Origin of the sequence: Paeniglutamicibacter sp. Y32M11 (assembly GCF_019285735.1) — a bacterium.
In the GTDB taxonomy this organism is placed as follows: domain Bacteria; phylum Actinomycetota; class Actinomycetes; order Actinomycetales; family Micrococcaceae; genus Paeniglutamicibacter.
In genome coordinates this window covers 1360059-1384811 of record NZ_CP079107.1, presented here as the reverse complement: position 1 = coordinate 1384811, position 24753 = coordinate 1360059, and the positions used below count along the sequence as shown (strand labels likewise).

At 63.3% G+C, this 24753-nt stretch carries 22 protein-coding genes; 5 read left to right on the top strand and 17 right to left on the bottom strand.

Going from position 1 to position 24753, the window contains the following annotated elements; translation table 11 throughout:
- The first annotated feature begins 109 nt into the window (after positions 1–109).
- From KUF55_RS06060 to KUF55_RS06045, 4 genes are read left to right on the top strand one after another with little or no spacing between them, the layout of a single operon-like run.
- Positions 110–754, top strand: a complete 645-nt coding sequence (locus KUF55_RS06060; RefSeq protein WP_132364657.1) for a GntR family transcriptional regulator — start codon at positions 110–112, stop codon at positions 752–754.
- The gene (locus KUF55_RS06055) at positions 755–2272 is read left to right on the top strand and encodes an MmgE/PrpD family protein (RefSeq protein ID WP_218818302.1); all 1518 of its coding nucleotides are present in this window, start codon (positions 755–757) and stop codon (positions 2270–2272) included.
- Positions 2273–3202, top strand: coding sequence for a methylisocitrate lyase (gene prpB / locus KUF55_RS06050; RefSeq protein ID WP_132364653.1), 930 nt, complete (start codon positions 2273–2275; stop codon positions 3200–3202).
- Positions 3203–3219: 17 nt separating this feature from the next.
- Complete coding sequence (locus KUF55_RS06045; RefSeq protein WP_218818301.1) at positions 3220–4356, top strand: bifunctional 2-methylcitrate synthase/citrate synthase; 1137 nt, start codon at positions 3220–3222, stop codon at positions 4354–4356.
- A gap of 82 nt (positions 4357–4438) precedes the next feature.
- Here KUF55_RS06045 and KUF55_RS06040 read toward each other — a convergent pair whose 3' ends face one another.
- The 17 genes from KUF55_RS06040 to KUF55_RS05960 form a co-directional block, all read right to left on the bottom strand.
- The gene (locus KUF55_RS06040; protein ID WP_255557352.1) at positions 4439–5464 is read right to left on the bottom strand and encodes a M12 family metallopeptidase; all 1026 of its coding nucleotides are present in this window, start codon (positions 5462–5464) and stop codon (positions 4439–4441) included.
- A 97-nt stretch (positions 5465–5561) separates the two neighbouring features.
- Complete coding sequence (locus KUF55_RS06035; protein WP_218818300.1) at positions 5562–6446, bottom strand: hypothetical protein; 885 nt, start codon at positions 6444–6446, stop codon at positions 5562–5564.
- 202 nt (positions 6447–6648) lie between these two features.
- Positions 6649–7404, bottom strand: a complete 756-nt coding sequence (locus tag KUF55_RS06030) for a hypothetical protein (protein WP_218818299.1) — start codon at positions 7402–7404, stop codon at positions 6649–6651.
- Positions 7405–7487: 83 nt separating this feature from the next.
- Positions 7488–9113, bottom strand: a complete 1626-nt coding sequence (locus tag KUF55_RS06025) for a hypothetical protein (protein ID WP_218818298.1) — start codon at positions 9111–9113, stop codon at positions 7488–7490.
- Positions 9114–9116: 3 nt separating this feature from the next.
- On the bottom strand, positions 9117–11174 hold the full coding sequence (locus KUF55_RS18700) for a caspase family protein (RefSeq protein WP_255557351.1): 2058 nt from the start codon (positions 11172–11174) through the stop codon (positions 9117–9119).
- A 113-nt stretch (positions 11175–11287) separates the two neighbouring features.
- A complete protein-coding gene (locus KUF55_RS06015; protein WP_218818297.1) occupies positions 11288–12646 on the bottom strand; it encodes a hypothetical protein in 1359 nt (452 codons plus the stop codon).
- Positions 12633–13151: an RNA polymerase sigma factor gene (locus KUF55_RS06010; RefSeq protein WP_218818296.1), complete on the bottom strand. Its 519-nt coding sequence runs from the start codon at positions 13149–13151 to the stop codon at positions 12633–12635. Before KUF55_RS06010 ends, KUF55_RS06015 begins: the two co-directional genes overlap by 14 nt.
- Positions 13152–13198: 47 nt before the next feature.
- Positions 13199–13705 (bottom strand): 8-oxo-dGTP diphosphatase, encoded by a 507-nt coding sequence (locus KUF55_RS06005; RefSeq protein WP_218818295.1) that lies wholly within the window; start codon positions 13703–13705, stop codon positions 13199–13201.
- A gap of 70 nt (positions 13706–13775) precedes the next feature.
- Entirely contained in the window at positions 13776–14861 is a 1086-nt protein-coding gene (xerD, locus tag KUF55_RS06000; protein WP_218818294.1) for a site-specific tyrosine recombinase XerD, read from the bottom strand.
- A gap of 14 nt (positions 14862–14875) precedes the next feature.
- Positions 14876–15541: an NUDIX hydrolase gene (locus KUF55_RS05995; protein ID WP_218818293.1), complete on the bottom strand. Its 666-nt coding sequence runs from the start codon at positions 15539–15541 to the stop codon at positions 14876–14878.
- Positions 15542–15545: 4 nt separating this feature from the next.
- On the bottom strand, positions 15546–17234 hold the full coding sequence (locus KUF55_RS05990) for a CTP synthase (RefSeq protein ID WP_132364635.1): 1689 nt from the start codon (positions 17232–17234) through the stop codon (positions 15546–15548).
- Positions 17235–17321: 87 nt separating this feature from the next.
- Positions 17322–19055 carry a DNA repair protein RecN gene (recN, locus tag KUF55_RS05985; protein ID WP_218818292.1) on the bottom strand — a complete coding sequence of 578 codons (1734 nt, stop codon included), beginning with the start codon at positions 19053–19055 and terminating at the stop codon, positions 17322–17324.
- A complete protein-coding gene (locus KUF55_RS05980) occupies positions 19052–20089 on the bottom strand; it encodes an NAD kinase (RefSeq protein ID WP_132364631.1) in 1038 nt (345 codons plus the stop codon). The genes recN and KUF55_RS05980 overlap by 4 nt, the downstream gene beginning before the upstream one ends.
- A 52-nt stretch (positions 20090–20141) precedes the next feature.
- A complete protein-coding gene (locus tag KUF55_RS05975; RefSeq protein WP_218818291.1) occupies positions 20142–20948 on the bottom strand; it encodes a TlyA family RNA methyltransferase in 807 nt (268 codons plus the stop codon).
- A complete protein-coding gene (locus tag KUF55_RS05970; protein ID WP_218818290.1) occupies positions 20945–21166 on the bottom strand; it encodes a hypothetical protein in 222 nt (73 codons plus the stop codon). The genes KUF55_RS05975 and KUF55_RS05970 overlap by 4 nt, the downstream gene beginning before the upstream one ends.
- A gap of 10 nt (positions 21167–21176) precedes the next feature.
- Positions 21177–22169, bottom strand: a complete 993-nt coding sequence (locus KUF55_RS05965; RefSeq protein WP_218818289.1) for an HAD-IIA family hydrolase — start codon at positions 22167–22169, stop codon at positions 21177–21179.
- A gap of 15 nt (positions 22170–22184) precedes the next feature.
- Positions 22185–23189: a hypothetical protein gene (locus KUF55_RS05960; RefSeq protein WP_132364623.1), complete on the bottom strand. Its 1005-nt coding sequence runs from the start codon at positions 23187–23189 to the stop codon at positions 22185–22187.
- Between KUF55_RS05960 and KUF55_RS05955 the strand changes: the two genes are divergently transcribed.
- Positions 23157–24707: a hypothetical protein gene (locus tag KUF55_RS05955; RefSeq protein ID WP_218818288.1), complete on the top strand. Its 1551-nt coding sequence runs from the start codon at positions 23157–23159 to the stop codon at positions 24705–24707. The genes KUF55_RS05960 and KUF55_RS05955 overlap by 33 nt on opposite strands.
- Positions 24708–24753: the final 46 nt, after the last annotated feature.

The following is a 24753-nucleotide window of genomic DNA, read 5'->3' as shown; positions in this document are numbered from 1 at the left end:
ATGACGCAGCACACGTAATTTCAAGGTCTTTGTATACATAGATGGAATATTTGGGAAAAAAATGGGCACGAGACGTGACTTCAAGAGATTTCTGTATACAATTGATGGCATGAGGGCAAGTGATAAGGCCTACGAGGCATTAAGAACCGACATCGTCGAATGGCGACTGCGTCCCGGTGCCATGCTTGGCGAAGTGGAACAGGCGGAACGCCTCGGCGTCTCACGCACTCCACTACGCGAAGCACTGGCTCGATTGGTGGCCGATGGTTTGGCCATCCAGGAGCGCGGCCGCGGTGCCATGGTCTCGGATGTTTCACTTGAACACGTTGACAATCTCTTCGCCCTCCGCCGTGCGCTGGAGATCGAATCGGCGCGCATCGCGGCAAAGACTGCCGATCCGGCAGTCTTTGCCGCGCTCAGCGCCCGATTCCTCGAGGCGGGTCGCTCCGCCACGATCGAAACCCGCGAGTCCTTCTTCCAATTAGCTGGCGAACTCGATCGAAGCATCGATGCGGCGGTGGCCAATCCCTACATCGAGCAGGCACTGCGATCCTTACGGGTGCACCTGGCCCGCATCCGGCGCCTCGCGCAGGATGACCCCGAACGACTGGCCACCTCGGCCATCGAACATGCCTCCATCGCCGCGGCCATCGCCGCCCGAAATCCCGATGTCGCAGCGGCGGCCACGCAGCTACACCTGCACCACAGCCTTGAACACATCAAAAACCATGCCGGTTCCAGAGAGGACACCTAAATGATCAATCACCCAGTACGTGTTTACCGAAGTGAAGAGAATCTTCCCCGCGAGGATCAGCTAGCCCACAAGATCGCCGCCGTTGCTGCAGATCCGGTCGAGGTCAGCGCCGAGGTCACCGAAATGATCATCAACCGCGTCATCGACAACGCCTCGGTGGCCATCGCCTCGCTGAACCGCGGCCCGATCATCGCAGCTCGTGCCCAGGCACTGAGCCACGCCCCATCCACCGGAGGCGAAGGCGCCTCGGTCTTCGGCATCTCGGAGAAGGTCTCCCCCGAGTGGGCAGCCTGGGCCAACGGCGTGGCAGTGCGCGAACTCGATTACCACGACACGTTCTTGGCCGCGGAGTACTCCCACCCGGGTGACAACATCCCGCCGATCCTGGCCGTCGCCCAGCACACCGGGGCGTCGGGCAAGGACCTGATCCGCGGCATCGCCACCGGCTACGAGATCCAGGTCGACCTGGTCAAGGCCATCTGCCTGCACAAGCACAAGATCGACCACGTGGCGCACCTGGGCCCCTCGGCCGCCGCCGGAATCGGTACCCTGCTGGGCCTGGACATTGAAACGATCTTCCAGTCCGTGGGCCAGGGCCTGCACACCACCACCGCCACCCGGCAGTCACGCAAGGGCGAAATTTCCACCTGGAAGGCCCACGCCCCGGCGTTTGCCGGCAAGATGGCCGTGGAAGCCGCCGACCGCGCCATGCGCGGTCAGACCTCCCCGGTGCCGATCTACGAGGGTGAAGACGGAGTCATCGCCTGGATGCTCGATGGGGCAGACGCCGCGTACACGGTGCCGCTGCCGGGCACCGGCGAGGCCAAGCGCGCCATCTTGGACACCTACACCAAGGAACACTCCGCCGAATACCAGGCCCAGGCCTGGATCGACCTCGCTCGCAAGCTGAACCGCGAACACCCGGAAGCTGCGGATGCGAACAACGTCGCCTCGGTACTGATCAAGACGAGTCACCACACGCATTACGTGATCGGTTCGGGCGCGAACGACCCGCAGAAGTACGATCCGACCGCCAGCCGCGAAACCCTGGATCACTCGATTCCGTACATCTTCACCGTGGCCCTGCAGGACGGTGCCTGGCACCACGTGGATTCCTACTCCCCCGAGCGTGCCGGTCGAGCAGAGACCATCGCGCTGTGGAACAAGGTCACCACCGAGGAAGACCCGGAGTGGACACGCCGTTACCACTCACTGGACATCAACGAGAAGGCCTTCGGCGGCTCGGTAGTCATCACCTTGACCGATGGCACGGTGATCACCGATGAGATCGCCGTGGCCGATGCTCACCCGCTGGGCGCACGGCCCTTCGCCCGCGAGCAGTACATCAACAAATTCCGCACCCTGGCCACCGGTCTGGTGGCTGAGGAAGAAATCGATCGCTTCATCGCGGCGGCCGAAAACCTGGAGAAATTGGGAGCCGGGGAGCTGAACCAATTGAATATCGTGGCGGCTCCGGGCGTCATCGATCTGGCCGCGGCACCCAAGGGACTGTTCTAAATGTTGTACTCGAGTGTCACTCCCGAGCAGAAGCGCGCGGCACTGCGCGAGATGCTGGTCCCCGGTACGGCACGTCAGTTCCCAGGAGCCTTTAACCCGCTCTCGGCCAAGCTGATTGGTGAAAAGGGCTTTGACGGCGTGTACGTCTCCGGCGCCGTGCTGGCCAACGATCTGGGCCTGCCCGACATCGGCCTGACCACGCTGACCGAGGTGGCGACCCGCGCCGGGCAGATCGCCCGGATGAGTGACCTGCCGACCCTGGTGGACGCGGACACCGGATTTGGTGAGCCGATGAACGTGGCCCGCTCCATCCAGGAACTTGAGCATGCGGGCCTGGCCGGCTGCCACATCGAGGACCAGTTCAACCCCAAGCGCTGCGGCCACTTAGATGGCAAGAATGTGGTGGATCTGGCGACCATGGTCAAACGCATCGCCGCGGCGGCAGATGCTCGCCGCGATCCGAACTTCCTGATCATGGCCCGCACCGACGTGCGCGGGGTGGAGGGGCTTGACGCGGTGATCAGCCGGGCCAAGGCGCTGGTGGACGCCGGCGCCGATGCCATCTTCCCCGAGGCCATGAAGGACCTGAGTGAATTTGAGGCCGTCTGCAAGGCGGTCAACGTTCCGGTGTTGGCAAATATGACGGAATTCGGCAAATCGGATTTGTTCACCCGAGCGCAGCTGGCAGACACCGGCGTCGCCATGGTCATCTACCCCGTTACGCTGCTGCGCGGCGCCATGGGTGAGGCCGAGCGCGTATTGGATGCGATCAAGGCCGACGGAACGCAGGAAGCTCGGGTAGATTCGATGTTGACTCGTGCCCGACTCTACGAGCTGGTTGACTATGAGGCGTACAACCGCTTCGACACCGGGATCTTCAACTTCCAGGTCCCGGATCTAGATATCCATTCGAACAACGCGAATCTGTAAGAAACAGGAGCGAAGTGATGACTGAAACTGAAATCAAGAAGGGTCTGGCCGGAGTCGTCGTCGACTACACGGCCGTCTCCAAGGTCAACCCGGACACCAATTCCCTGTTGTATCGCGGATACCCCGTTCAGGATCTGGCCGCGGCCAAGAGCTTTGAAGAGGTGGCTCTGCTGCTCTGGACCGGCGAATTGCCCACCGCGGGCGAACTGGCAGAATTCGTGAAGGCCGAACGTGCCGGACGCGCCCTGGCGCCGAACGTCAAGGCAGCCATCGATCTGCTGCCGACCAATTGCCACCCGATGGATGTGGGACGCACCGCAGTGTCGGTCATTGGTGCCAACCACGCTCTGGCCGAGGATTCCTCCCCGGCCGCCGAGCTGTCCAAGGCCAAGGAACTCTTTGCCGCGTTCCCGGCCGTGGTCGCCTACGACCAGCGACGCCGGCGCGGTCTTGATGTGGTGGAACCGCGCGAGGACCTGGACTATTCGCAGAACTTCTTGTGGATGACCTTCGGCGAGGAGGCAGCGCCGGAAGTGGTTGATGCCTTCCGCGTTTCGATGGTGCTCTACGCGGAGCACTCCTTCAACGCCTCCACCTTCACCGCACGCGTGATCACCTCCACGCTCTCGGATTTGCACTCGGCCGTCACCGGAGCCATCGGCGCCCTCAAGGGCCCGCTGCACGGCGGCGCCAACGAGGCAGTCATGCACACCTTCCACGAAATCGGGATCGATAAAAACGAATCTCGTGAGGATGCCGCGGCACGCGCCAAGACGTGGATGGAGGAAGCGCTGGCCGCCAAGAAGAAGGTCATGGGCTTCGGTCACCGCGTCTATAAGCACGGGGACTCGCGCGTGCCGACCATGAAGTCCGCGCTGGATAAGATGATCGAGCACTATGGTCGCGGCGAAATGCTGGGCCTCTACGACGGTTTGGAAGCCGCGATGGACGAGGCCAAGGCCATCAAGCCGAACCTCGACTACCCGGCCGGTCCGACGTACCACCTGATGGGCTTCGATACGGAGATGTTCACCCCGATCTTTATCGCCGCTCGCATTACCGGCTGGACCGCTCACATCATGGAACAGCGGGCGTCCAACGCGTTGATCCGCCCGCTCTCCGCCTACAACGGCCCGGAGCAGCGCGCGCTGTAAGCGCAGAAAATGGTCGCTTGGCAACAGAGATGGTATCTCTGGCCAAGCGGCCATTTTTGTGCCCGGGGATCGCTACTACGGATCACCAATACATGATCGAGGTATCCCCACTTCCGCCGGCCCAGTATAGACGCAGCCGCACCACGTAGCGCCGCCCGGCCAGCAATCGCACACGCAGCCTGGCGTTTAGCCCGGTGCCGCTGTCATCGTCCCCGCCCAGGTAGCGCAGCGTGCCGCCGTCGTCTTCGAAGAGCACCAGCACCACGTCCGAGGCGCCGAAGGTGGCGATCGTGTATTGCCGTGAGGCCTCCGGTTCCAAAACGAAGTCGGCCTGCGCGCCGGGGCCCAGACTCAGCGGCCGGGAGACGAAGGGCACCAGAACCTCGGGCCCCGGCACCGAACCCGGATAGAACTTCTTGGCCCATTCGCGGTCGGGAGCCGACAACCCACCGGCGGGCATCAGCCCGCTGCTGTACTGCGCGGGTTGGAGGATCAGTCCGGCCGGGAACCAGTACTCCATCACGGAGTCCGGGTCCCAGGCCGAGCCATCCACCTCGGTGGTGGAGAACTTTTGCAGAACATTCGACTCGGTCTGCGCCCGGGTCCAGAAGTTCGGGGATCCGGTGAAGTAGGCATAGACCTTCTCCACGTCCCATACGATGCCGGAGAACGGGTTCTGGTGTTCGTGCGGTAACCCCAGGGTGTGCCCGATCTCGTGCAACGCGGTGGTATGCCCGTAGTCGTCGGTCAAATCCCAACCGAAGTTCATGGTCGCCTCGGTGGCGGGAATCCCGAGCACGTCCCGGCCCACATAGGACCAGGAACCATCGGCCGCATCGAAGGAGATCCGTACCTCGGCGGCCGCGCGGGTGGTGGTCTCGGTGAAGTCCAAGCCCAGCGGCAGTGCCTTCCATTCGGCGAAGGCGTCACGCACGGCCTTGCGCTGCGGCTCCGCACCATCGATGAGGAAGTAGTGCAGTTCGGTGCCGTTGACCCACACATTGGCCAACAGTCGCAGGAGGCGTTCGCGTTCGATGGGCATGCCCGGGGGCAGTTGGCGTGGTGCCGGGTTCCGCGGGACGCAGAGCGGCTGGTTGTTGTATTTCATGGGGGTTCCTTCACAAGCCGGTGGTGCAGGGATGGGGTGGTGGGCGCGGTGCTGTGCCGGGCAGCTGACCCGGCACAGCACCGCGCGGAATGGCATTTCAGCTGACGTAGACCAGAGGCACGCCCAAGTAGTTGGCGTTGCCGCTGGCGAAGTCCAACTGTGCGGTGGAACCGCCGCCGCGCGCATACACCGATAGCTTGGCGCTCACCAGCAGGTAAGCGCGGTCTGCTCCCAAGAGATCGGAGTAGTACATGGTGCGCCAGCCGTCGAAGCGATCGTTGACGTTGATGTTGTCGTTGCCCACCGAGAGCACGTTGGCATTTCCCGTGGGCTTGTAGTTGTACTGGTAGCCGGTGGCCGAGAGCGAAATGTCGACATTGGCCTGCTTCGAATCGAACCAGCCGTCATCGGCACGCACGATGTAGAAACCGTTAAACGGCACATAGACCGTTTGCGCGTAGTTGCGGTTCTCCGGTGCATTAAAGGTGAACCACCAATCCATGTACACCGTGAACGAACCGACACCGGTGCCGAAGATGCCCGAGCCCGCTCCGTTGGCGTAACACGATGCATCGATGTTGCCGGGGTTGTAGCCCTGCCAATACACCGATCCGTCGGAACCGTGCAGGGTTCCGTAATACGGGCTGAGCCAGCCCACGGCGGCGGCCGCCGGTCCGTTGCCCAGCACCAGTTGGAGCGCTGTGGACTCACTCGCCTCCGCCTCCGCCAGCCGAGCGGCCGCGGTTTCACTGTCCTTGAGCGCTGCCGCCGCTACCTTGGACTCGGCCTCTTCCTGCTGGGTGAGGTAGGCCGCGAGTTCCTTGGGCAACGATTTCTTCAGGCTGGCCAGCCGGCTCTGCCCGCGAGTCTCGAGGTCCGCCAGCTCCTTGGACTGCGCCTTCTGAAGGGCAACAACGTGCTCGCGCCGGGCGGCCACGAGCCGCTCAAAAACGACATCGGTGCCCTGTTGGATATTCTCCATGGTTTTCTCCCCTTGTGGACTCACCACGAAAGACGCCCACGGTGTCAGAACCGCCCTCTTGCCCCTAGCGGCCCCCACCCGTCCGCCGCGGTGATGCCTCAGCGTAGGCGCGCATCCATGACCGGGAAATTATCAGCCCGTTACCGCTCCATGACCTGCCGGGGCGTGGGGTGTCGGCGATGCACCTCCACCGCGAGCCTGATTAGATGCTCCATCTATCCGGTCCGCCGACGGAGAACCCGGCGTACGGAGCATTCGCGGCACGGCGCACCTGGGTCTCGAGTCGGTCCAACGTCGGGGAACCGGCTATGCCCAACTCCTTCCGGGCCCTGCTGCGGAATCCAACAATCGCCTGCAACGCCGAAACACACTGGCCCAGGGCCAGCTGCGCAACGACCATAATTTCCAGCGCGGCCTCGTCCAACACATCAAGGAACAACCCCTGGGCCGCCGATTCCACCGTGCCGGCATAGTCGTGGCGGGCCAGGCACTGCAACGCGGTCCTGCGCCAATAGGCGGTCCGGGCCTGTAACAGCCGGACCTGTTCGTTGAGCACCCAGTCTTCGTACCAGCCCTGCAGCAGGGGTGTGGTGCCGGGAGGCTTGTCGTTCCCGGGACCTGCAGTTCCCTCAAGCACCTCCCATTCCCGATGCAGATCAACCCCGACCCATTCGGAAAGCTCCAGCACATGCCGGTTCGTGTGAATCAGGTTGGGCAGGCCGCTGGTCACGCGGTGGATGCTCACCCGCAGGTTATCCAGCGCGGAACTCTCGGGCGACTCGGGCCATAACATTCCCGCTATCAATTCGCGTCGACAGGCGCCGTGTACCGCCAAAACAGCCAGAAGTCGCTGCTGACGGAGGGAGACCTCGATCTCGCACCCGTTACGCCACAGCCCCCACGACGGCATCAGGCACAGCCCATAGTGAAAATGCCGTAGCCCATCCTCAATGCCCATGGTGGGCAGCCCCCCTTCGCCCGTCCGTTGCCGTCTGGATGATTCAGCCACCATTCAAATCGTCCACCCTACCGAGGCCGGGGTCAAGGTGTTGGAGCCTGCGATGCGGCCGGTGGGTGGAACATCGAGTTGCCCATCCGTTGGGCGGCGCTGCGTGCGGCATCGGCCCCGTTGATCAGTTCCTGTTGGCGTCCCACATCCAGCACCGGCTTCAGTGCGGCAAAACACAACCGTCCGCCCTCGTCAAAGCGCAGGAGGCCCCCGCCGCGCAACACCACCGCCGCCGTGGTGCGCAGGCCCAGCCTCTTGGCCTCGGCCGGGGACAGACGCAGTTCTTGGACAAAGGAAGCCCCGATTTCCGCGACGGCAAAACCATCGGGACTGATCCTGAGGCTGGGGCGCACCCGGTCGATGGTGATCCTTGCCACCGGATCGAGTTTGGCCGCATCCAACAGCGAGGGGTTATCCCAAATGAAACGCAGCACCTCGTCGGGGTCCGCACCCAGGGCGGAAAGTCGGACCGGGTAATTGAGCTCCCGCATTTCGGCCATCCCGTCCAGGGCATGGGGCGGCCCGGCCAGGATACCGACCTCCGCAAAGCAGGAGCGCAGCGCGCCGCGGTAGTTGCGCTCGTCCTGCGGGACCACCACCGCGTCGGCGGCCAGGATCCCGCGCAGCAAATCCTCCCATCCCACATCGACCGGGGCCATGTAGGCGAGGCCACGCAGCAGCATGTTCAGCACCCGCTCGCCAATACGGGCACCGGCCGCTGCCACCTGGTGAACACTTGAGCGGCGACCCGGACGCCCCAGCTCCGCCCGCCACAACCGCAGTACGGTTCCCAGCACCGCGCGAACGACCCCGGCGGCACGCCGATGAGGGTCGGTATCTTGGCGCCAGTTCGCCGACAGCTCCCCGGTCAGCGGATCGCGTGCCGCCTTGTCGTGACTGAACAGGTTGTCGGCAAAGCGGAAGAGTCCCGAAGCTAGCAGCGTCGAATCGATGGATTCCAGGGTGGCGCCGGGTGTCTGAAGTTCCACGGTGATGATCTTTTCCACCACGGATTCGGCGGTGAAGACCCCCAGCATGGCCACGAGGTCGGCGAGCGCCTCGTGCAGCGCCAGCTGATCGGCCCCGGCGTGGGCATCACCCCAGCGCGGCCGGTATCCGTCGATCACTGCATGCGTGACCTCGTGCGCCACCAGATCCCGGTAGAGCACCAGCGGGAGTTTGTTGTGGTGCCGTGAATCGTGAATCATCCCGAACCTGATGGAGCAGTCTTCCGGGGAGTAGCCGGTGTTGCGGTAGTCGATCGGATCATTGGCGTACAGCGTCAGCCTGCGCCCGCCGGCCCAGCCTATCCGACGCCCCAGCGCCCGCTCGAAAGACGCCAGGGTGTGTGCCGCCACCGCGTAGGCCTGCTGAGCCAGGAAGCGGCGGTCCGTTGGCAGGTTCGCGGGATCCGTCGGCGGGGTGATGTCTTCCGCTCCCCAGTCGCCGAGGCTCAAGACCTGGTTTTCCCTGCGCCCGCGCGGACCAAGCACCACCACCTCTAGGCGTGCGCCCAACGGTCCGGTGAGCAGTCGTTCGCTGGGGACACGCAGGATGTGAGTCATGGGCTGATCCGCGGCGTCCATCAAGTGCGGTCCCTGGGCCAGCACCGTCAGTGAGCTCAGATCTCCGGCGCGATGCGGTGTCGGCACTGACATCGTTCACCGCGAACGGGGCGCGAAGGCGCTGCCCCACGGCGAGTTCTTGGCCGCGACGGGGCCTTCCAGTTGCGCGCGCTGGTCAAAGCGGCCCTTGGTCAGTGATTTGATGACGGCGGCCAGAATCAACTTGCGGGTGCGGGTGGGGTCGGTGCGCAGCTCCTGCAGCAGGTAGTAGGTGAACGCGCCGTTATAACGTCCCTCGAATATCGCATCGGCAGAGGTCTGGTCCGAGCGGCAGCCTGCCAGCAGCACCGGGCGCGCCCCGGCGCCCGTGCGTGACACGAGGTCGCGGAAGGCCCGTGGGTCCGCCGTTGCCGTGCGCTCCAGGCCGATCGGCGTGGGTGGGGGCAGGAACCGTGGGCGCCGCCCGGGCAGCAGGTCCAGCGCCTTGAGTCCGTCACCACTATGGCAGGTGTCCAGGACCACCTCGACCAGCATCCCTTGCGGCGCCCGGGAAATGAGGTCGTGGAGTTCGTCATCGGAGATCAGGGTGGCCGGGTCCCATTGGTCCCCGGCCTGGTTCAGGTCATAGGTGGCAAAGGCCTCGTCCGACTGGTCTGCTTCATCACCCGAGGTATCCGGGATCTGGGTTCCGTGGCTAGAGAAGGTGAAGACCAGGTGCTTCAGTCCGTCGTTTGCCGCCCGGTCCATGGCCGCTCGCAATTTGCCCATGACCGCTGCCTTGGTGGCACCGGCGTCGGTGAGCACCTCGATCTGGCGGTCGGTGAATCCGTACCCAGCCCCCAAGACCTGGGCAAAGTCGTTTGCGTCGTTGACGCAGCCGTTAAGCCACGAACCGCGCGGTAGGTTCTGGAAGTCGTTGATGCCCACGCAGAGGGCGTAGCGTTCTCCGGCTGGGCCGGAGCTGGCGCCGTGCCCGAGGTCCGGTACCACGATGGACGGCGCGGGGTTCACGGCGGCAGCAGGTTCCGGAGTCGGCCGGGCGCCGCCGTACCCGATGACGTCCTCGCGGCCCAGTACTCGGCACAGCACGCTGGTCATGGTATCGGGGTCATCATCGAAGGAACCGTGAGACCGCGCGGCGCTGCGCCCCGACTTGGGTCCGCCTGCGGATATCGACCAGGTCGCGTCGGCCCTCGCCGAGGCGAAGAGCTGGGTCAGCGATTCGTCGGAGGCCACCGATTCCGCCAGACCCAGAATCGGGGTGTTCGGCTCGACCTCCAGTGAGGCGCGAATCAGGCAGAGCAGCGAGCGCCGGTAGAGACCAATGACGTTATCTTCCTCCTCCAGCTTCGAGTCCATGGAGAACATACCCAGGTGATCTACCCCGTTGGCGGTCCCCAACAGCGGCAGCAGTCGTTGCTTGAAGTTGTCGGTGGTGATGGCCGGGGCCAGCAGACTCAGCGTGGAGAAGCCCTGCCCAGCATCCAGCCCGGCGTAGGCCGGCAGGAAGTGCGAATGGAAGATCGCGCCGGCCGAGTGCCCGGCCGCATGCAGCTGAAGGGCCTGCGGGTTTTTCTGAACATATTCGGCCAGCTCCCGGGCCACATACAGCGCACCGCCGTCGTCGGCCACCGATTGAGCGGCGCTAAGTTTCATCTGACCCCAGATTTTGGGTCCCACGGGGCGAGCTAGCAGTTCCAAGGCCTTGTTCCAGGCGTCCTGCAGGAAGCCCCGCTCGGCCGGGACAGCGATCTCCGCCTCGCGCGGGGCGGCTCCGAGCAGGCTGGCGATGGCATCAAAGAGCCCGGTTTCCCAGATAAAGAAGATCGGATAGACCCCGTTGGCCAGCCACCACGGGATCTGGCGCGCTGCCCCGAGAATTCCCGAGTTTTCATCCACCAGCCCGCCGTGGGCCCACAAGAGCAATGGGACGTCGCGTCCGCCGTTGGCGGCAACAAACTCGGGTAGGTGGCGTGCGAAGATCGCCTGAACGTCCTCCGGGGTGGTGCGCATTTGCCCGCCGGCGGAAAAGCGTCCGTCCGACAGGTTGATCAGGTGCCGCTTGAGTGCCTGTGGATCGATTCCCGCCGGAAGAACGCCTCGTGCCGCGCCGTCTTTCTCGGGGTTTGGTTCCCGGGCCGTCAGCAAAACCATGATCCGCTCCTGTCAGGTGCCGTGTTATGGATATCCCTCCACCAGCATGGACCGCAGGACATTACCGCGGCGTTACCGCCCGGTGTCCCCGGACGGTAACGCCGCAGCACCAGCTACTTGAGCCTCAGTGATGCTGCCACCTCCTGTGCCCGAAGGTACTCGCTGGAGGCCAGGTAGGTATCGCGTTCTGCCGCGTCCTTGAACCCCATGTAGCCGGTCCAGGCGTCGGATTGGACCATCTTCCCGTTCAGGTGGAAGGCAGTGGCCAGGTCGCACAGCTTGCCCTGCGCGGCGCTGTCGGCCGGAACCAACGACACCGCCGAGCGCTCAATCCCGAAGTAGTCGCTCTGGGTAATCAGCCCCAGGGCCAGCTTCCCCTCATCAACCACGACGGAGGTGGGGCTCAGCCCGTTCAGCGTGTAGGTACCTGCCGGGTCGTTGCAGGTTTCGGTACCATCCTCCCCGGGCCGGTCATCGTCGAAGATGGCTAGGTTGAAGACCGCCTTTCCGTGGGCATCGAAGAACGTCAAATGGTAGGTGGCCGCGTCCCTCGGATCATTGGTTACCTGGTCCATTTCTTTGCCCTCGGAGTCACGGAGCAATTCGTATTGGGTCCACGCAGGATGAGTGACTTCAAGGACCGAATTACCGTAGGGAACACGTTCCACCCCGGTTTCGGTTTCCATCCACGACGGCACATTCGGGCCGAAGAGTTCCGCAACGATTTCCGGGTCGATTCCCAACTCTTTGATGGCCAAGTTCATGCGTTGTTCCGGGGTTTGATCCGCTTCATAGGTAAAGCCACGCAGCAGGGGCCAGCTGAGGTACTCCTGGTGCACCTCCACACCGTCGTCCGTGAGTTTTGTTGGCGAACTGACCCAGTGCTCGGCCGCCGGATCCCACGTCGCTATCAGCATGCCGCCGGAGGTGTCCTCGACCTGCTGTTCGACCTTAAACTGGTCGCTGGGTGTGAAGGCGGCAAATCCCTGCACACAGCCGATGATGGCGAAGGCCTTTGTGTCATAGCCCGGCGTGCTGAGCTTTCCTCGGGCGTCGGCGACCTGCAGCTGGGGCAGTGACAGGGCGCGGCACGCCTGATCGTCGGCAAAGTGCACGCCGTCGTAGGCGGGGAACAACCCGTTGGGCAGTGCACCAGACTCCGGTGGCGTCGTCGGATTCGCCGAGCTGCTTTCCGAGGGCGCGGTGGGGCTTGGGGTGGGGGTGATCGCCGGGCCGGGCTCGGGCAGCGGAGCGTTCCACGGCGACCAGAAAATCACCGCGGCCACCGCGGCGGCGGTGACCATCGCGCCCAGTGCCACCGGTCCCCAGGAGCGCCGTGGCCTCGGTGCTTGGCGCACCGGTTGCTGGGCAAAGACCGGGCCGGGTTCAGCCAAGTCCAGGGGAAGGGGTCCGGCGGAATCCCGGTGCCTGCGAGGGTCGGCGTCTCGAAGGAGCTGTTCAATGTTGTCCATCTGAGGTTCCACCCTTCAACATCTGGTTCGGTGCCTTCTTGGAGAAGGCCTTGCGCGCCCTGAACAGTCGTGATTTGGCCGAATCGGGCGAACATTCAAGGATCGAGGAGATTTCGAGGATGCTCAGCAAATCCCAGTAGGCGAGCATGAGGATTTCGCGCTCCTGCGGGCGCAAGGTGTTCAGAACGTCGCGGACCGCTGAACCGGGGTCATCCTCCGGCTCCGGGCGGCGGGCCAGTTCGGCACCACCGAGCTTCTCAACGAGGCTGCGTTGGCGGCGCCGGGCCCTGAATTCATTGGCGATAAGGTTCCGTGCCGTCACCAGCAGCCAGGGCAACACCTCCGCGGAAGGTTCCTTCTGGTGCTGCCAGGCGATGCGGAAGACGTCATTGGTGATCTGCTGGGCCAATTGCACATCGGTGGTTCGGCGGTAGACGTAGCCGTAAACGCGCTGGGAGTACTGCCGGTGCAGTTCTTCCACATGCAACGCGGTTCTTGCACCCATGGGTTCCCTCCCCCTCAAGACACCCGGTTTCGGGTGCTGCCTCATGCCTAGGTAATGTCCGGGAAGTCGGCTTCGGTTGCATCGATGGCGGGAATCTTTGTTCCCGGCCAGTTGATGGTGGCAAAGTGTTTTACCGATTCGTTGTCGGTGGCAAGGCGCACCAGGGCGTCGAACCGTTCGCCAGCCAGAATTCGACCCAGCCATAGTGCCGAATCGTCCCACATTTGCCCAAACGGCAAATTATCCGCCGGATACCACTGCGGGATGAGCTCGGACGAGGCCGCCGGCAGACCGCTGAAGGCGGTGGTGAGGAAGATCGTGCAGTCCATGTCCGCGGCCGGGTTCGCGGGGAAGCGGAAGTACACCCGGGCCGCTGGCAGCAGCGCATCGGTCTCGGTGATCAGCGCGGTCTCTTCGAATAGTTCGCGGACTGCCGCCTGCTCGCGGCTCTCATCCGCTTCGATCTTCCCACCCGGTGCCACCATCTTGCCCGCACCGAACCCGCGTTGTTTCAGCCCCAGGAGAATCTGGGTGCCGTCGACTCCATGCACCACCGGCAGGCACAAGACCACCCGGATCGGGGTACTGAGCGATGGGTGCGGCCTAGTGATGGCGGTGCCTTCCCTAGTGGTGGGCTCGGGGGTGCGCCGCGGCGTAGATTTCCCGCAGCGTGTCGGCGGTGACCAAGGTATAAACCTGCGTGGTGGTCACCGAGGCGTGGCCCAACAGCTCCTGAACCACACGCACATCGGCTCCACCTTCTAGAAGGTGGGTGGCGAAGGAGTGCCGCAGGGTGTGCGGTGAGACATCTTGTTCGATGCCCGCGCGTTCGGCGGCCTTGGTGAGTACCGACCACGCCGATTGGCGGGAGAGCCGCCCGCCCCGCTGGTTCAGGAAGAGGGCCGCCGTGCCCTTGCCCTTGGCTACCAGCTCGGGCCGCCCACGGACCAGGTAGGCGTTCAGCGCGTTGATGGCGTAGGAACCCAGCGGGACGATGCGTTCCTTGGAGCCCTTGCCGAAGAGTCGCACCACGGCCGGTCCACTCGCCGGGCGTTCCAGGTGCAGGTCATCAACATCGAGTCCCACTGCCTCGGAGATTCGGGCCCCGGTGGAATACAGAAATTCGAGGATCGCCTTATCGCGCAGGCCGGCGGAGGTTTCGGTGGATACCGAATCCAGGATGGCGCTCACATCGGCCACCGAAATGGCTTTGGGCAGTCGGCGCCCGGGGGTCGGTGGGTGTAAGTCAACGGCCGGGTTGGTCGGGGCGATGCCCTCAAGCTCCCAGAACTTATGCAGTCCGCGCACGGCGACAATGGTGCGTGCCGCGGAGCGAGCACTCAGTGGGGCGCCGCCGTCGGCTCCATCACGCACGGCCTGGGCGAAGGCGGTCAGGTTGCCCAGGTTCACCTGGGCCGGTTCGTGCACCGATTGAGCATCGAGGAACGCGGCGTAGCGGTAAAGGTCCCGCCGGTAGGCACTGACGGTGTTTTTAGCCATGCCACGCTCGACGGCCAGATGTTGCAGGTAGCCGGCCAGGTGCTTGCCGATGGGCAGCTGCGCCGGGTCGGGCGTCAGCTCGGGAACAGGATCCTTGATCGGCTCCAGTACCGCGGTGGTATCGATGATGCTGAGCTTCATCGTCTCGGCTTGGCCCATGGCGGGGATCGAACCCAGCTTCTGGGTCGCGTCTTCGGTGCCGATGCTCATATGCGGGCCCGGTCCTAGGTAGCTTGTTCGGTCGAACGCAGCCGCGGATGGACGTCGAACGGGGTATCCACCGGACGCAGCGAGGCATAGTTGCCAAGCCGTGCCGCGGAAGCAGCCAGCAGGCCCGCCACCGCGGAGGGGTTATGGATCCGCCCGGCGAGTACGGCGTTGATGGCGTCATCGAGGGGAACCCAGGAGATGGCCATGTCGGCTTCCTCATCGGTACGCTCGTGGCGTTGATCCACGGGGATTTCGCGGGGGTTGCGCGCGAGGTAGATGCGGATCGCTTCCGAGGAGGAACCCGGGGAGAGGAAGAGGTCGACCAGCACCGCCCAGTCCGAGGCGATGAGGTCTGCTTCCTCGGCCAATTCGCGCGCCGCGGCCAGGTGCGGGGCTTCGTCTTCGATATCCATGAGTCCGGCGGGAATTTCCCACAGGTTCATGCGCACCGGGTGACGGTACTGATTGATCATCAGTACCTCGTTGGCGTCGTTGAGCACCAGCACTGCTACGGCGCCGGGGTGCTCGATGTAGTCACGAACCAGCGGCGCCATCTCTGGCGCATATTCGAAGGTGTCCTGCACAACGTCCCAGATGCGTCCGTCATAGACTTTCTCGGAAGAAAGCAGGCGGCGAGGGCTGAACGAATCGCCCAGCGCCTCGCCGTCTGTTTTTTCCATGATGTTATTTGCCGGCCTTCTGGTGGTCCAACGCTGCCTTGACCAACCCTGCGAAGAGCGGGTGCGGGCGGGTCGGACGGCTGGAGAGCTCCGGGTGAGCCTGCGTGGAGACGTAGTAAGGGTGTACGTCCTTGGGCAGTTCAACGAATTCAACCAGCTCGCCATCCGGCGAGGTGCCGGAGAAGACCAGTCCTGCCTCCGCGAGCTGTGCGCGGTAGGCGTTGTTGACCTCGTAGCGGTGGCGGTGACGTTCGGCCACGGCGGTTTTGCCGTAGGTCTCTGCCACAACCGAACCCTCGGTGAGCGTTGCGTCGTAGAGGCCCAGGCGCATGGTGCCACCCAGGTCGCCCTTGCCATCAACGATTTCCAGCTGCTCCTGCATGGTCGCGATGACCGGGTGCTTGGTATCTGGCTCGAATTCGGTGGAGGAGGCATCGGCCAGGCCCACCACGTTGCGGGCGTATTCGATGACCATCGACTGCAGGCCCAGGCACAGGCCCAGGGTCGGCATGCCGTTTTCGCGGGCGAACTTCAGTGCGCCCAACTTGCCTTCGAGTCCGCGGATGCCGAAGCCACCGGGTACGCAGATGGCGTCAACGCCTGCCAGTGCCTTCTTGGCGCCGGCCTCGGTGGAGCAATCGTCGGACGGGACCCAGCGGATCTGGACCTTGGTCTTGTTTGCGAAACCACCGGCACGCAGTGCTTCGGTGACCGAGAGGTAGGCATCGGGCAGGTCGATGTACTTGCCGACCAGCGCGATTTCCAGGTGATGCTTCGGGTTATGTACCGCGTCGAGGAGCTTGTTCCACTTCGACCAGTTCACATCCTTGAACTTCATGCCCAGGTGCTGAACGATGTAGGCGTCCAAACCCTGGGAGTGGATGACTACCGGGATGTCGTAGATGCTCGGGGCGTCGGCGCAGTTGATGACCGCTTCCGGGTCAACGTCGCAGGTCTTGCCGAGCTTGACGCGCATTTCCGGGGGAATCTCGCGGTCCGAACGGATCACGAGGGCATCTGGTTGAATGCCGATGGAGCGCAACGCGGCAACCGAGTGCTGGGTTGGCTTGGTCTTCAGTTCCTGGCTGGGGCCGATGTAGGGCACCAGAGAGACGTGAACGAAGAACACGTTGCCGCGGCCGATGTCTTGGCGGACCTGGCGTGCCGATTCGAGGAACGGCTGGGACTCGATGTCCCCGACGGTGCCACCGATTTCGGTGATGATCACGTCGGGAGCCTTCTTGCCCTTGCCCGGCTCGGTTGCCGGCAGGCGCATACGGCGCTTGATCTCATCGGTGATGTGCGGGATGACCTGAACGGTGTCGCCAAGGTAGTCGCCGCGGCGTTCCTTTTCGATGACCTCGGAGTAAACCTGTCCGGTGGTCACGTTCGCCATGCCGGTGAGGTTTTCGTCCAAGAAGCGCTCGTAGTGACCGATATCAAGATCGGTTTCGGCGCCATCATCGGTGACAAAGACTTCACCGTGCTGGAAGGGGTTCATTGTGCCCGGATCCACATTCAGATACGGGTCTAGCTTCTGCATCGTTACGGAGAGACCACGCGCACGAAGAAGGTGACCGAGGCTGGAAGCCGTCAGTCCCTTTCCGAGGGACGAGGCCACACCGCCGGTGACGAAGATATGTTTTGTCGTTTCAGACGACCGGGAATCACGAGAAAGATTACGTTGCACCACGGGGTTCTACCCTATCACCTTTTCGTTGTTTGACGTTTGGGAAAGACTCTACAGGCTCGTGCACGGCAACGGGCTCGAGAGTGTTGATTAGCTCAGTGAGCTCACCATTAGTTGCGCCTCACCGAGCAGTTCCTCGGCATGGGCCTGGGCGGTGGATGAGTCCTCTTGGCCCGCTAGCATCCGCGCCAATTCGCGCACCCGCTCCCCCTCGTCCAACAGCACTACGTCGCTGGCGGTGAAGCCCGCGCCATCGGCACCCTGGGCGTTGGAGGACTTAATGACGCGCACATGACGGTCGGCATACGCTGCCACCTGGGGCAGGTGGGTGACCACAATCACCTGGACATGCTTGGCAAGCATCGCCAGCCGTTTTCCGATTTCGACGGCGGCTTTGCCACCGACTCCGGCGTCAACCTCGTCAAAAACAAACGTCGGAACCGGGTCAACGGCCGCAAGCACCACCTCGATGGCCAGCATGACGCGCGAGAGCTCGCCGCCCGAGGCGCCCTTGCCCAGCGGGCGTGGGGAGGAGCCGGCGTGGGGTTGCAGCAGCATGGTGATGGAGTCCAGACCATAGCGGTGCGGTTCGGTGAGCTTCTCAATCTCCAGCACGAACTTTGCGTCCGGCATGGCCAGCGCCGCGAGCTCGGCCGTCACGCGAGTGGCCAGTTCCTTGGCGGCCTTGGCGCGTAGCTTGGAGAGCTTGCCCGCCAGCTCCAAGACCTCGGTGCGCAGCGATTCGGTTTCTGCTTGCAAGGATTCGATCCGGCCATCATCGCCCTGGATTTCCGTGAGACGGGCACGTGAGGTGCTGGCCCAGGCAATCACTTCATCAATGCTGGGTGCATACTTGCGAATCAGTCGGTTCAAGTCCGACCGGCGTTCCTCCAGTGAGGCCAGGCGTTCGGGGCCCTCGGCGTCCAGATCCGAGAGATACGCGGCCAAATCCGTGGAGATTTCCGCGGCCAGGATGCCGATCTCGTTCAGTCGCTCGGCCAGTGCCTTGATATCAACGTCGTCGGCAGCCACCTGATCGAGGGCGTGTTTTGCCGCCTCGACCAGGGAAATGACGCTGGCTGCTTCGTATTCCTCGCTGTTAAGCGATTCGTGGGCCAGGTTGGCATTTGACCGTAACGCTTCAACATTTGAGAGCTTCAACGACTGGTTTTTCAGATCCACGTCTTCGCCCGGCTGAGGGTCAACAGCGTCAATCTCTTCCAGGGCGCTCTGCAAAGATTCTGCCTCGCGGATCCGTTCGCGCGATGCCGTCACGAGCTCCTCAAGCTCGGACCTGGCACTCCCCCACCGGTCAAAGGTCTGCTGGTAACTGTTCAAGACCTTGGCCAGCGGGGCGCCGGCGAACTTATCCAGTGAGTCGCGCTGTGCGGCCGCGCCCTTGAGCCGCAGCTGGTCGGTTTGACCATGGATGGCGATCAGATCTTCGCCCAGTTCAACCAGCACACCCACGGGGGCGGCGCGACCACCGACCGAGGCACGACTGCGACCTTCGGCGGACAGGGTACGGGTGATGATGAGTTCGGCTTCGTCGTCAAAGCGTTCAACCAGGGCGCCGGCTTCCTCGGCACGGTCAAGTACCTTGCTGGTGGCCGGGAGCAGAATCGTTGCATCCGCGACGGCTTGCTTAGCTCCGTGGCGTACTGCCCCGGCATCTGCGCGGCGCCCAAGGAGCAGGCCCAGTGCGGTGATGACCATGGTTTTGCCGGCACCGGTCTCACCGGTGACAACGCTGAAGCCAGGGCCCAGCGGCAGGGTCGCTTGGGAAATGACGCCCAGGTCGCTAATGCGGATTTCTTGGATCATAGCTGCCTCCGGTGGTCCTTGTGAGCAAGGGAATCCGGCTCCGCTTTGGGGTCGTGGTGCCGTGGTTCAACTATTTGCATTGAGGGGGTGATCACCGGCAACGCGGTGGTGGCGGTTTCCCGCTCGCGCGGCTCAACCGGTCCGCGCCAACCCTGAATGGGAAGCTCGAACTTGTTGACCAGGCGTTCGGAGAATGGTGTCTGATTCACTCGAGCCAGGCGTACTGGTGTGGCGGAACGCGTCACTTCGATACGGGCACCGGGCGGTAGCTCGATGGTTCGTCGTCCATCGCACCACAGCACCGCTGCAGCATCGGTGCGGGTGAGGATCTCGATGGCCAGCAACGAAGTGGGAGCAACAACCAATGGTTTGGCGAAGAGTGCATGCGCGCTGATGGGAACCATCACCAGGGCCTCAACCTCGGGCCAGACGACGGGGCCGCCGGCGGAGAAGGCATAGGCGGTGGATCCGGTGGGGGTAGCCATGACCACCCCATCACACCCGAAGGTACTCAGCGGGCGCCCGTCGACCTCCATGACCACCTCGATCATGCGTTCGCGGTTGGCCTTTTCGATCGCGGCTTCGTTTAACGCCCAGGTGTGGGCGATGCGGCGGTTGTCGAGCCAAACCTGCACGTCAATGGTCATACGTTCTTCGACGGTGAAGAGTCGGTCACAGATGCATTGGACGGTTTCTTCCAACGCCGTGCGTTCGCTTTCGGCCAGGAATCCCACGTGTCCGAGGTTTACACCTAGCAGTGGAACTCCCGCACCCCGAACGAGTTCGGCTGCGCGCAGCACGCTTCCGTCCCCTCCTAGCACCATCCCAAGTTCGATCGATTCGAGGGCGACATCCTCGTCGAGAATTTCAACTTGGAGATTTTCGCCTTCGGGGATATTGCGGACCGCTTGCATTTCCAATCGACGCATGACCGGGATCAGTCCGGCGGCTCGCAACTTGGCGCATGTTTCCACGGCAGCGAGAAGGGCATCGGTTCGGCCTGTATGGGTGAGGATCAAGATCCTGCGCATGATTTCCTTCCTCGGCGGACCGAAGGTTGGGACATCGATTCAGATGCCGGCAAGTCTAAGAATAGTCAACGTCCGGCCAGGCAGCTGTCCCGACGCGGGATTGTGGGGAAGCCTGAGTTTTTGGATCCGTGGTTCGGCGCAGCCAGAGGAAGAATTCCACATTGCCGTCTTGTCCGGCCAGTGGGCTCCGGGCCAAGCCGCGCACACTGAGGCCGGCACCGACTGCGGAGGTAATCACAATGTCGACGGCCTTGCGCCGTTGGAAGGCGCCGGAGACCACACCGGTGCGTCCGAGTTGCTCGCGGCCGATCTCAAATTGGGGTTTGACCATGAGCACCAGATCGCCGTTGGGCTCGGTGGCGTTGGCCAGTGCGTTCATGACCATGGTCAGGGAGATGAAGGATAGATCCGCCACGACGAGGGCTACCTGTCCCCCAATGTCCTCGGCCTTGAGGTAGCGAACATTCATGCCCTCATGGACATGCACTCGGGCATCGGCGCGTAGTTCGGCGACAAGTTGCCCGTGTCCCACGTCTACTGCCTCAACGTGGTCTGCGCCGCGGCGGAGGAGCACGTCGGTGAATCCACCGGTTGAGGCGCCAGCGTCGAGGCAGCGTTTGCCCTCGACCTCGATCTGCGAGAACGCCACTAGGGCGCCGGCCAGCTTGTGCCCGGCACGGCTGACGAATTCCTCGGTGTCCGTAGGTTTCACGGAAATCTTTGAGGTCTCGTTGACGGTCTTTGCGGCCTTGGCGGCCACGGAGCCGTTTAGGATGACGCGCTGTTCCGCGATGAGGCGGGCCGCGTCGGTGCGAGAACGGGCGAGGGAGCGGGTGACCAACTCCTGGTCAAGGCGGCTCACGGGCGGTCCTTTGAAGTGGAGTCAAGATCAGCTGTCAGGGACGCCTGCAGCTCCTCGAAAACGGCCAGATGTTCGCTAACGGGTCGTTCGGCGAGGGTTTCCAAGACATCAAGGTCGGTGCTTGGGGCCTGCGGGTTCAGCGGCGCCGCGGGACGCGGGCCGGGTACCGGACCGGCCGGTACATTGCTGGGAAGTGTATTGGGGCGCTTACTCATCATCACTTTGAGCCTACGGCGTGGTGAGGACAGTTTGTGAGAAGACCACGGTGGGTTGCACGGCGGTGTCCTGATGCGGGTGGGCCAACCACCATGCCGAGCACGCTGCGCGCCACGCGTCGAGGTCTGACTCATCACCGACAATGGTGATAGTTCCGTCTTTGACCGAGGCGAGGGCCGAGCCACAACGGATCCCGAAACCGGTGACTTCGATGATCGGGTACGTCTCATAGAGACCCGAGAGGTCGTTGATGATGTAATCGGGGCGCTCCGCTGAGCGTGCTGCCAGAGCACTGTGGACGGAATCTACCCCGGTCAGGACCAACACGGTGCTGTATCCGGCCTTGTTACCGCCGAGGATGTCCGTGTCCAATCGGTCACCGACAACAAGCGGGTGCGTGGCTTCAAAGGTCTCGGCCGCGCGGCGGAAGAGCAGCGGTTCAGGCTTTCCGGCGACCAACGGTTCGGTGTTGGTCGCGGCGCTGACGGCCTCAACCAGCGAACCGTTGCCCGGGGCAATGCCTTCGGCGCGCGGGATAGTCCGATCGGTGTTGGTGGCGATCCAGATGGCGCCACCATGGATTGCGTAGGCGGCTTCGGCTAGATCTTGCCAACCGATCGAGGGATCAAATCCCTGGATGACGCCCACGGGCTTATCGAGGTGGCTGGCGACTATTTGCATTCCGAAGGAACTGACGCAGTCGCGCAGGTAAGAACTGCCCACCACAAGGACTCTGGAGCCATGTGGCAGTTTTTGTGCGAGGAGTTCGGCTCCCGCGTCTGCCGAGCCAAAAACTTGCTCGGCAGACGCGGGTGCGCCTAGCTGAATCAGGTGTTGAGCAACCGCTCCCGGAGATCGTGAGGCGTTGTTTGTAATGTATGCCAGGGCAACGGAGTTTTCGTCCAACCGCTTCAAGGCATCTATAGCCTTGGGGATTGCTCCGTTGCCTGCATATACGACGCCGTCAAGATCGGAAAGCAGTGCGTCAAAACCTGAAATCAGCATGGATTATTCGAATTCCTACTTTTCGTCGTTTTCGTCCTGATCGATGGCCGGGGAAGCGCCCTGGTCATCCGATACTGCCGAAACTTCGTCGTCGAGCTCCGGGTTGGATTCCTCGGTTGCCTCGGTCAAGACCGATGCTTCAACCTCTTCGACGGCGTCTTCGTCAGCGATGCCCTCTTCAGGAGCGTCTTCCGACGTTGCTTCGCCCTCTTCCGAGGAAGGAGTCTCAGACTCAACGAGATCACGGGCACGCGGACGGCGGGCATCGCTTTCATCGTCTTCACCGAGGTCAACGATCTCCGGCTCGGCAAATTCGCCGGTGCCAAGAGCTTCCTCGGCTACGGAGATCTGCTTGCGCCAGGTTGCTGCTTCATCGTTGCGACCCAAGTTCTCAAGTGCATCGGCGTAAGCCGAGAAGAGACGCGGGCTGTAGCTGAACGCGCGGTTCATATCCAGCTGCGGGATCTCGAGTTCGGCCAAGGCTGCGTCGAGGTTACCCAAGTCGTTCTGGGCGCCGGAAGCAACCATGGCCATTTCGACCTTGCCGTTGGTATCCAGTGTCTCGATGACATCGCTGTGGGCAATTTCCAGTGCCTTTTCCGGACGACCAATTCCACGTTCGGAATCGGCAATCAGGGGCAGGTGCAGGTTGTTGCCGCTGATGCGACGGTGGGTACGGAATTCGCGCAGTGCTTCGGCGAAATCACCGGCAGCGTATGCAGCCAGACCAACGGCTTCTCGGACAACTGCAACGCGGCCGCCACGACGGGAAGCTGCGATGCAGTGCTCGTACGCCAACTGCGGATCGATAGCGATCAAGCGGCCGGCCATGACCAGGTGCTTGGAGACCCATTCGTTGTTGACGTCGTCAAGGTAACGCAGTTCCGCGCGGGTAATGCGGTCCAGTTCCTTGCCGGTTACATCGTCATCAATTTCCGGTGAGCGTCCGCGTTCCGGGCTATTCGAGCTGCGCAGGTCCGAAGGGTTGTGCGCACGGCGCGATGCTTCGTCGCCACGCATAGCTTCGAGATCAGCGGTGCTGGATTCTCCGCGGGGCTTGAATCCACCGCGATCTTCACGGGGCTTGAAGCCGCCGCGTTCTCCGCCGCGTTCTCCGCCGCGATCTTCGCGAGGCTTGAATCCGCCTTCGCGACGGTCTCCGCCACGGTCTTCGCGAGGCTTGAAGCCACCGCGATCTTCACGGGGCTTGAAGCCGCCGCGTTCTCCGCCGCGTTCTCCGCCGCGATCTTCGCGAGGCTTGAATCCGCCTTCGCGACGGTCTCCGCCACGGTCTTCGCGAGGCTTGAAGCCACCGCGATCTTCACGGGGCTTGAAGCCGCCGCGTTCTCCGCCGCGGTCTTCGCGAGGCTTGAATCCACCTTCACGGCGATCGTCGCCGCCACGGAATCCACCGCGATCTTCACGAGGCTTGAAACCACCGCGGTCTCCGCCGCGATCTTCGCGAGGCTTGAATCCGCCTTCACGGCGATCGTCGCCGCCGCGGAATCCGCCACGGTCTTCACGGGGCTTGAAGCCGCCACGATCTTCGCGAGGCTTGAATCCGCCTTCGCGACGGTCTCCGCCACGGTCTTCGCGGGGCTTGAATCCGCCTTCACGGCGATCGTCGCCGCCGCGGAATCCGCCACGGTCTTCACGGGGCTTGAAGCCGCCACGATCTTCGCGAGGCTTGAATCCGCCTTCGCGACGGTCTCCGCCACGGTCTTCACGGGGCTTGAAGCCGCCTTCACGGCGATCGTCGCCGCCGCGGAATCCACCACGGTCTTCGCGAGGCTTGAAACCACCACGGTCTTCACGGGGCTTGAAACCGCCTTCACGGCGATCGTCGCCGCCACGGAATCCACCACGGTCTTCGCGAGGCTTGAAACCACCGCGATCTTCACGGGGCTTGAAACCGCCTTCACGGCGATCGTCGCCGCCACGGAATCCACCGCGATCTTCACGGGGCTTGAAACCACCGCGGTCTCCGCCGCGATCTTCGCGGGGCTTGAATCCACCGCGGTCTTCGCGAGGCTTGAAGCCGCCTTCACGACGGTCGCCACCCTGGTATCCGCCACGGTCGTTGCCGCCACGGAATCCACCGCGGTCTTCGCGAGGCTTGAATCCGCCTTCACGACGGTCGCCACCCTGGTATCCGCCACGGTCTTCACGGGGCTTGAATCCGCCTTCACGGCGATCGTCGCCGCCACGGAATCCACCGCGGTCTTCGCGAGGCTTGAAACCACCGCGGTCTCCGCCACGGTCTTCACGGGGCTTGAATCCGCCTTCACGGCGATCGTCGCCGCCACGGAATCCACCGCGATCTTCGCGAGGCTTGAAGCCGCCTTCACGACGGTCACCGCCCTGGTATCCGCCACGGTCGTTGCCGCCACGGAATCCACCGCGATCTTCGCGAGGCTTGAAACCGCCTTCACGACGGTCGCCACCCTGGTATCCGCCACGGTCTTCACGGGGCTTGAAGCCACCCTCGCGATTGGAGTCGCCACCGCGACGGAATGCACCGTCGTTGCTCGACTTTGAACCGTCACGGTCGCGGTTGTCCTTTGACCCGAAGCCCTTGTTTTCG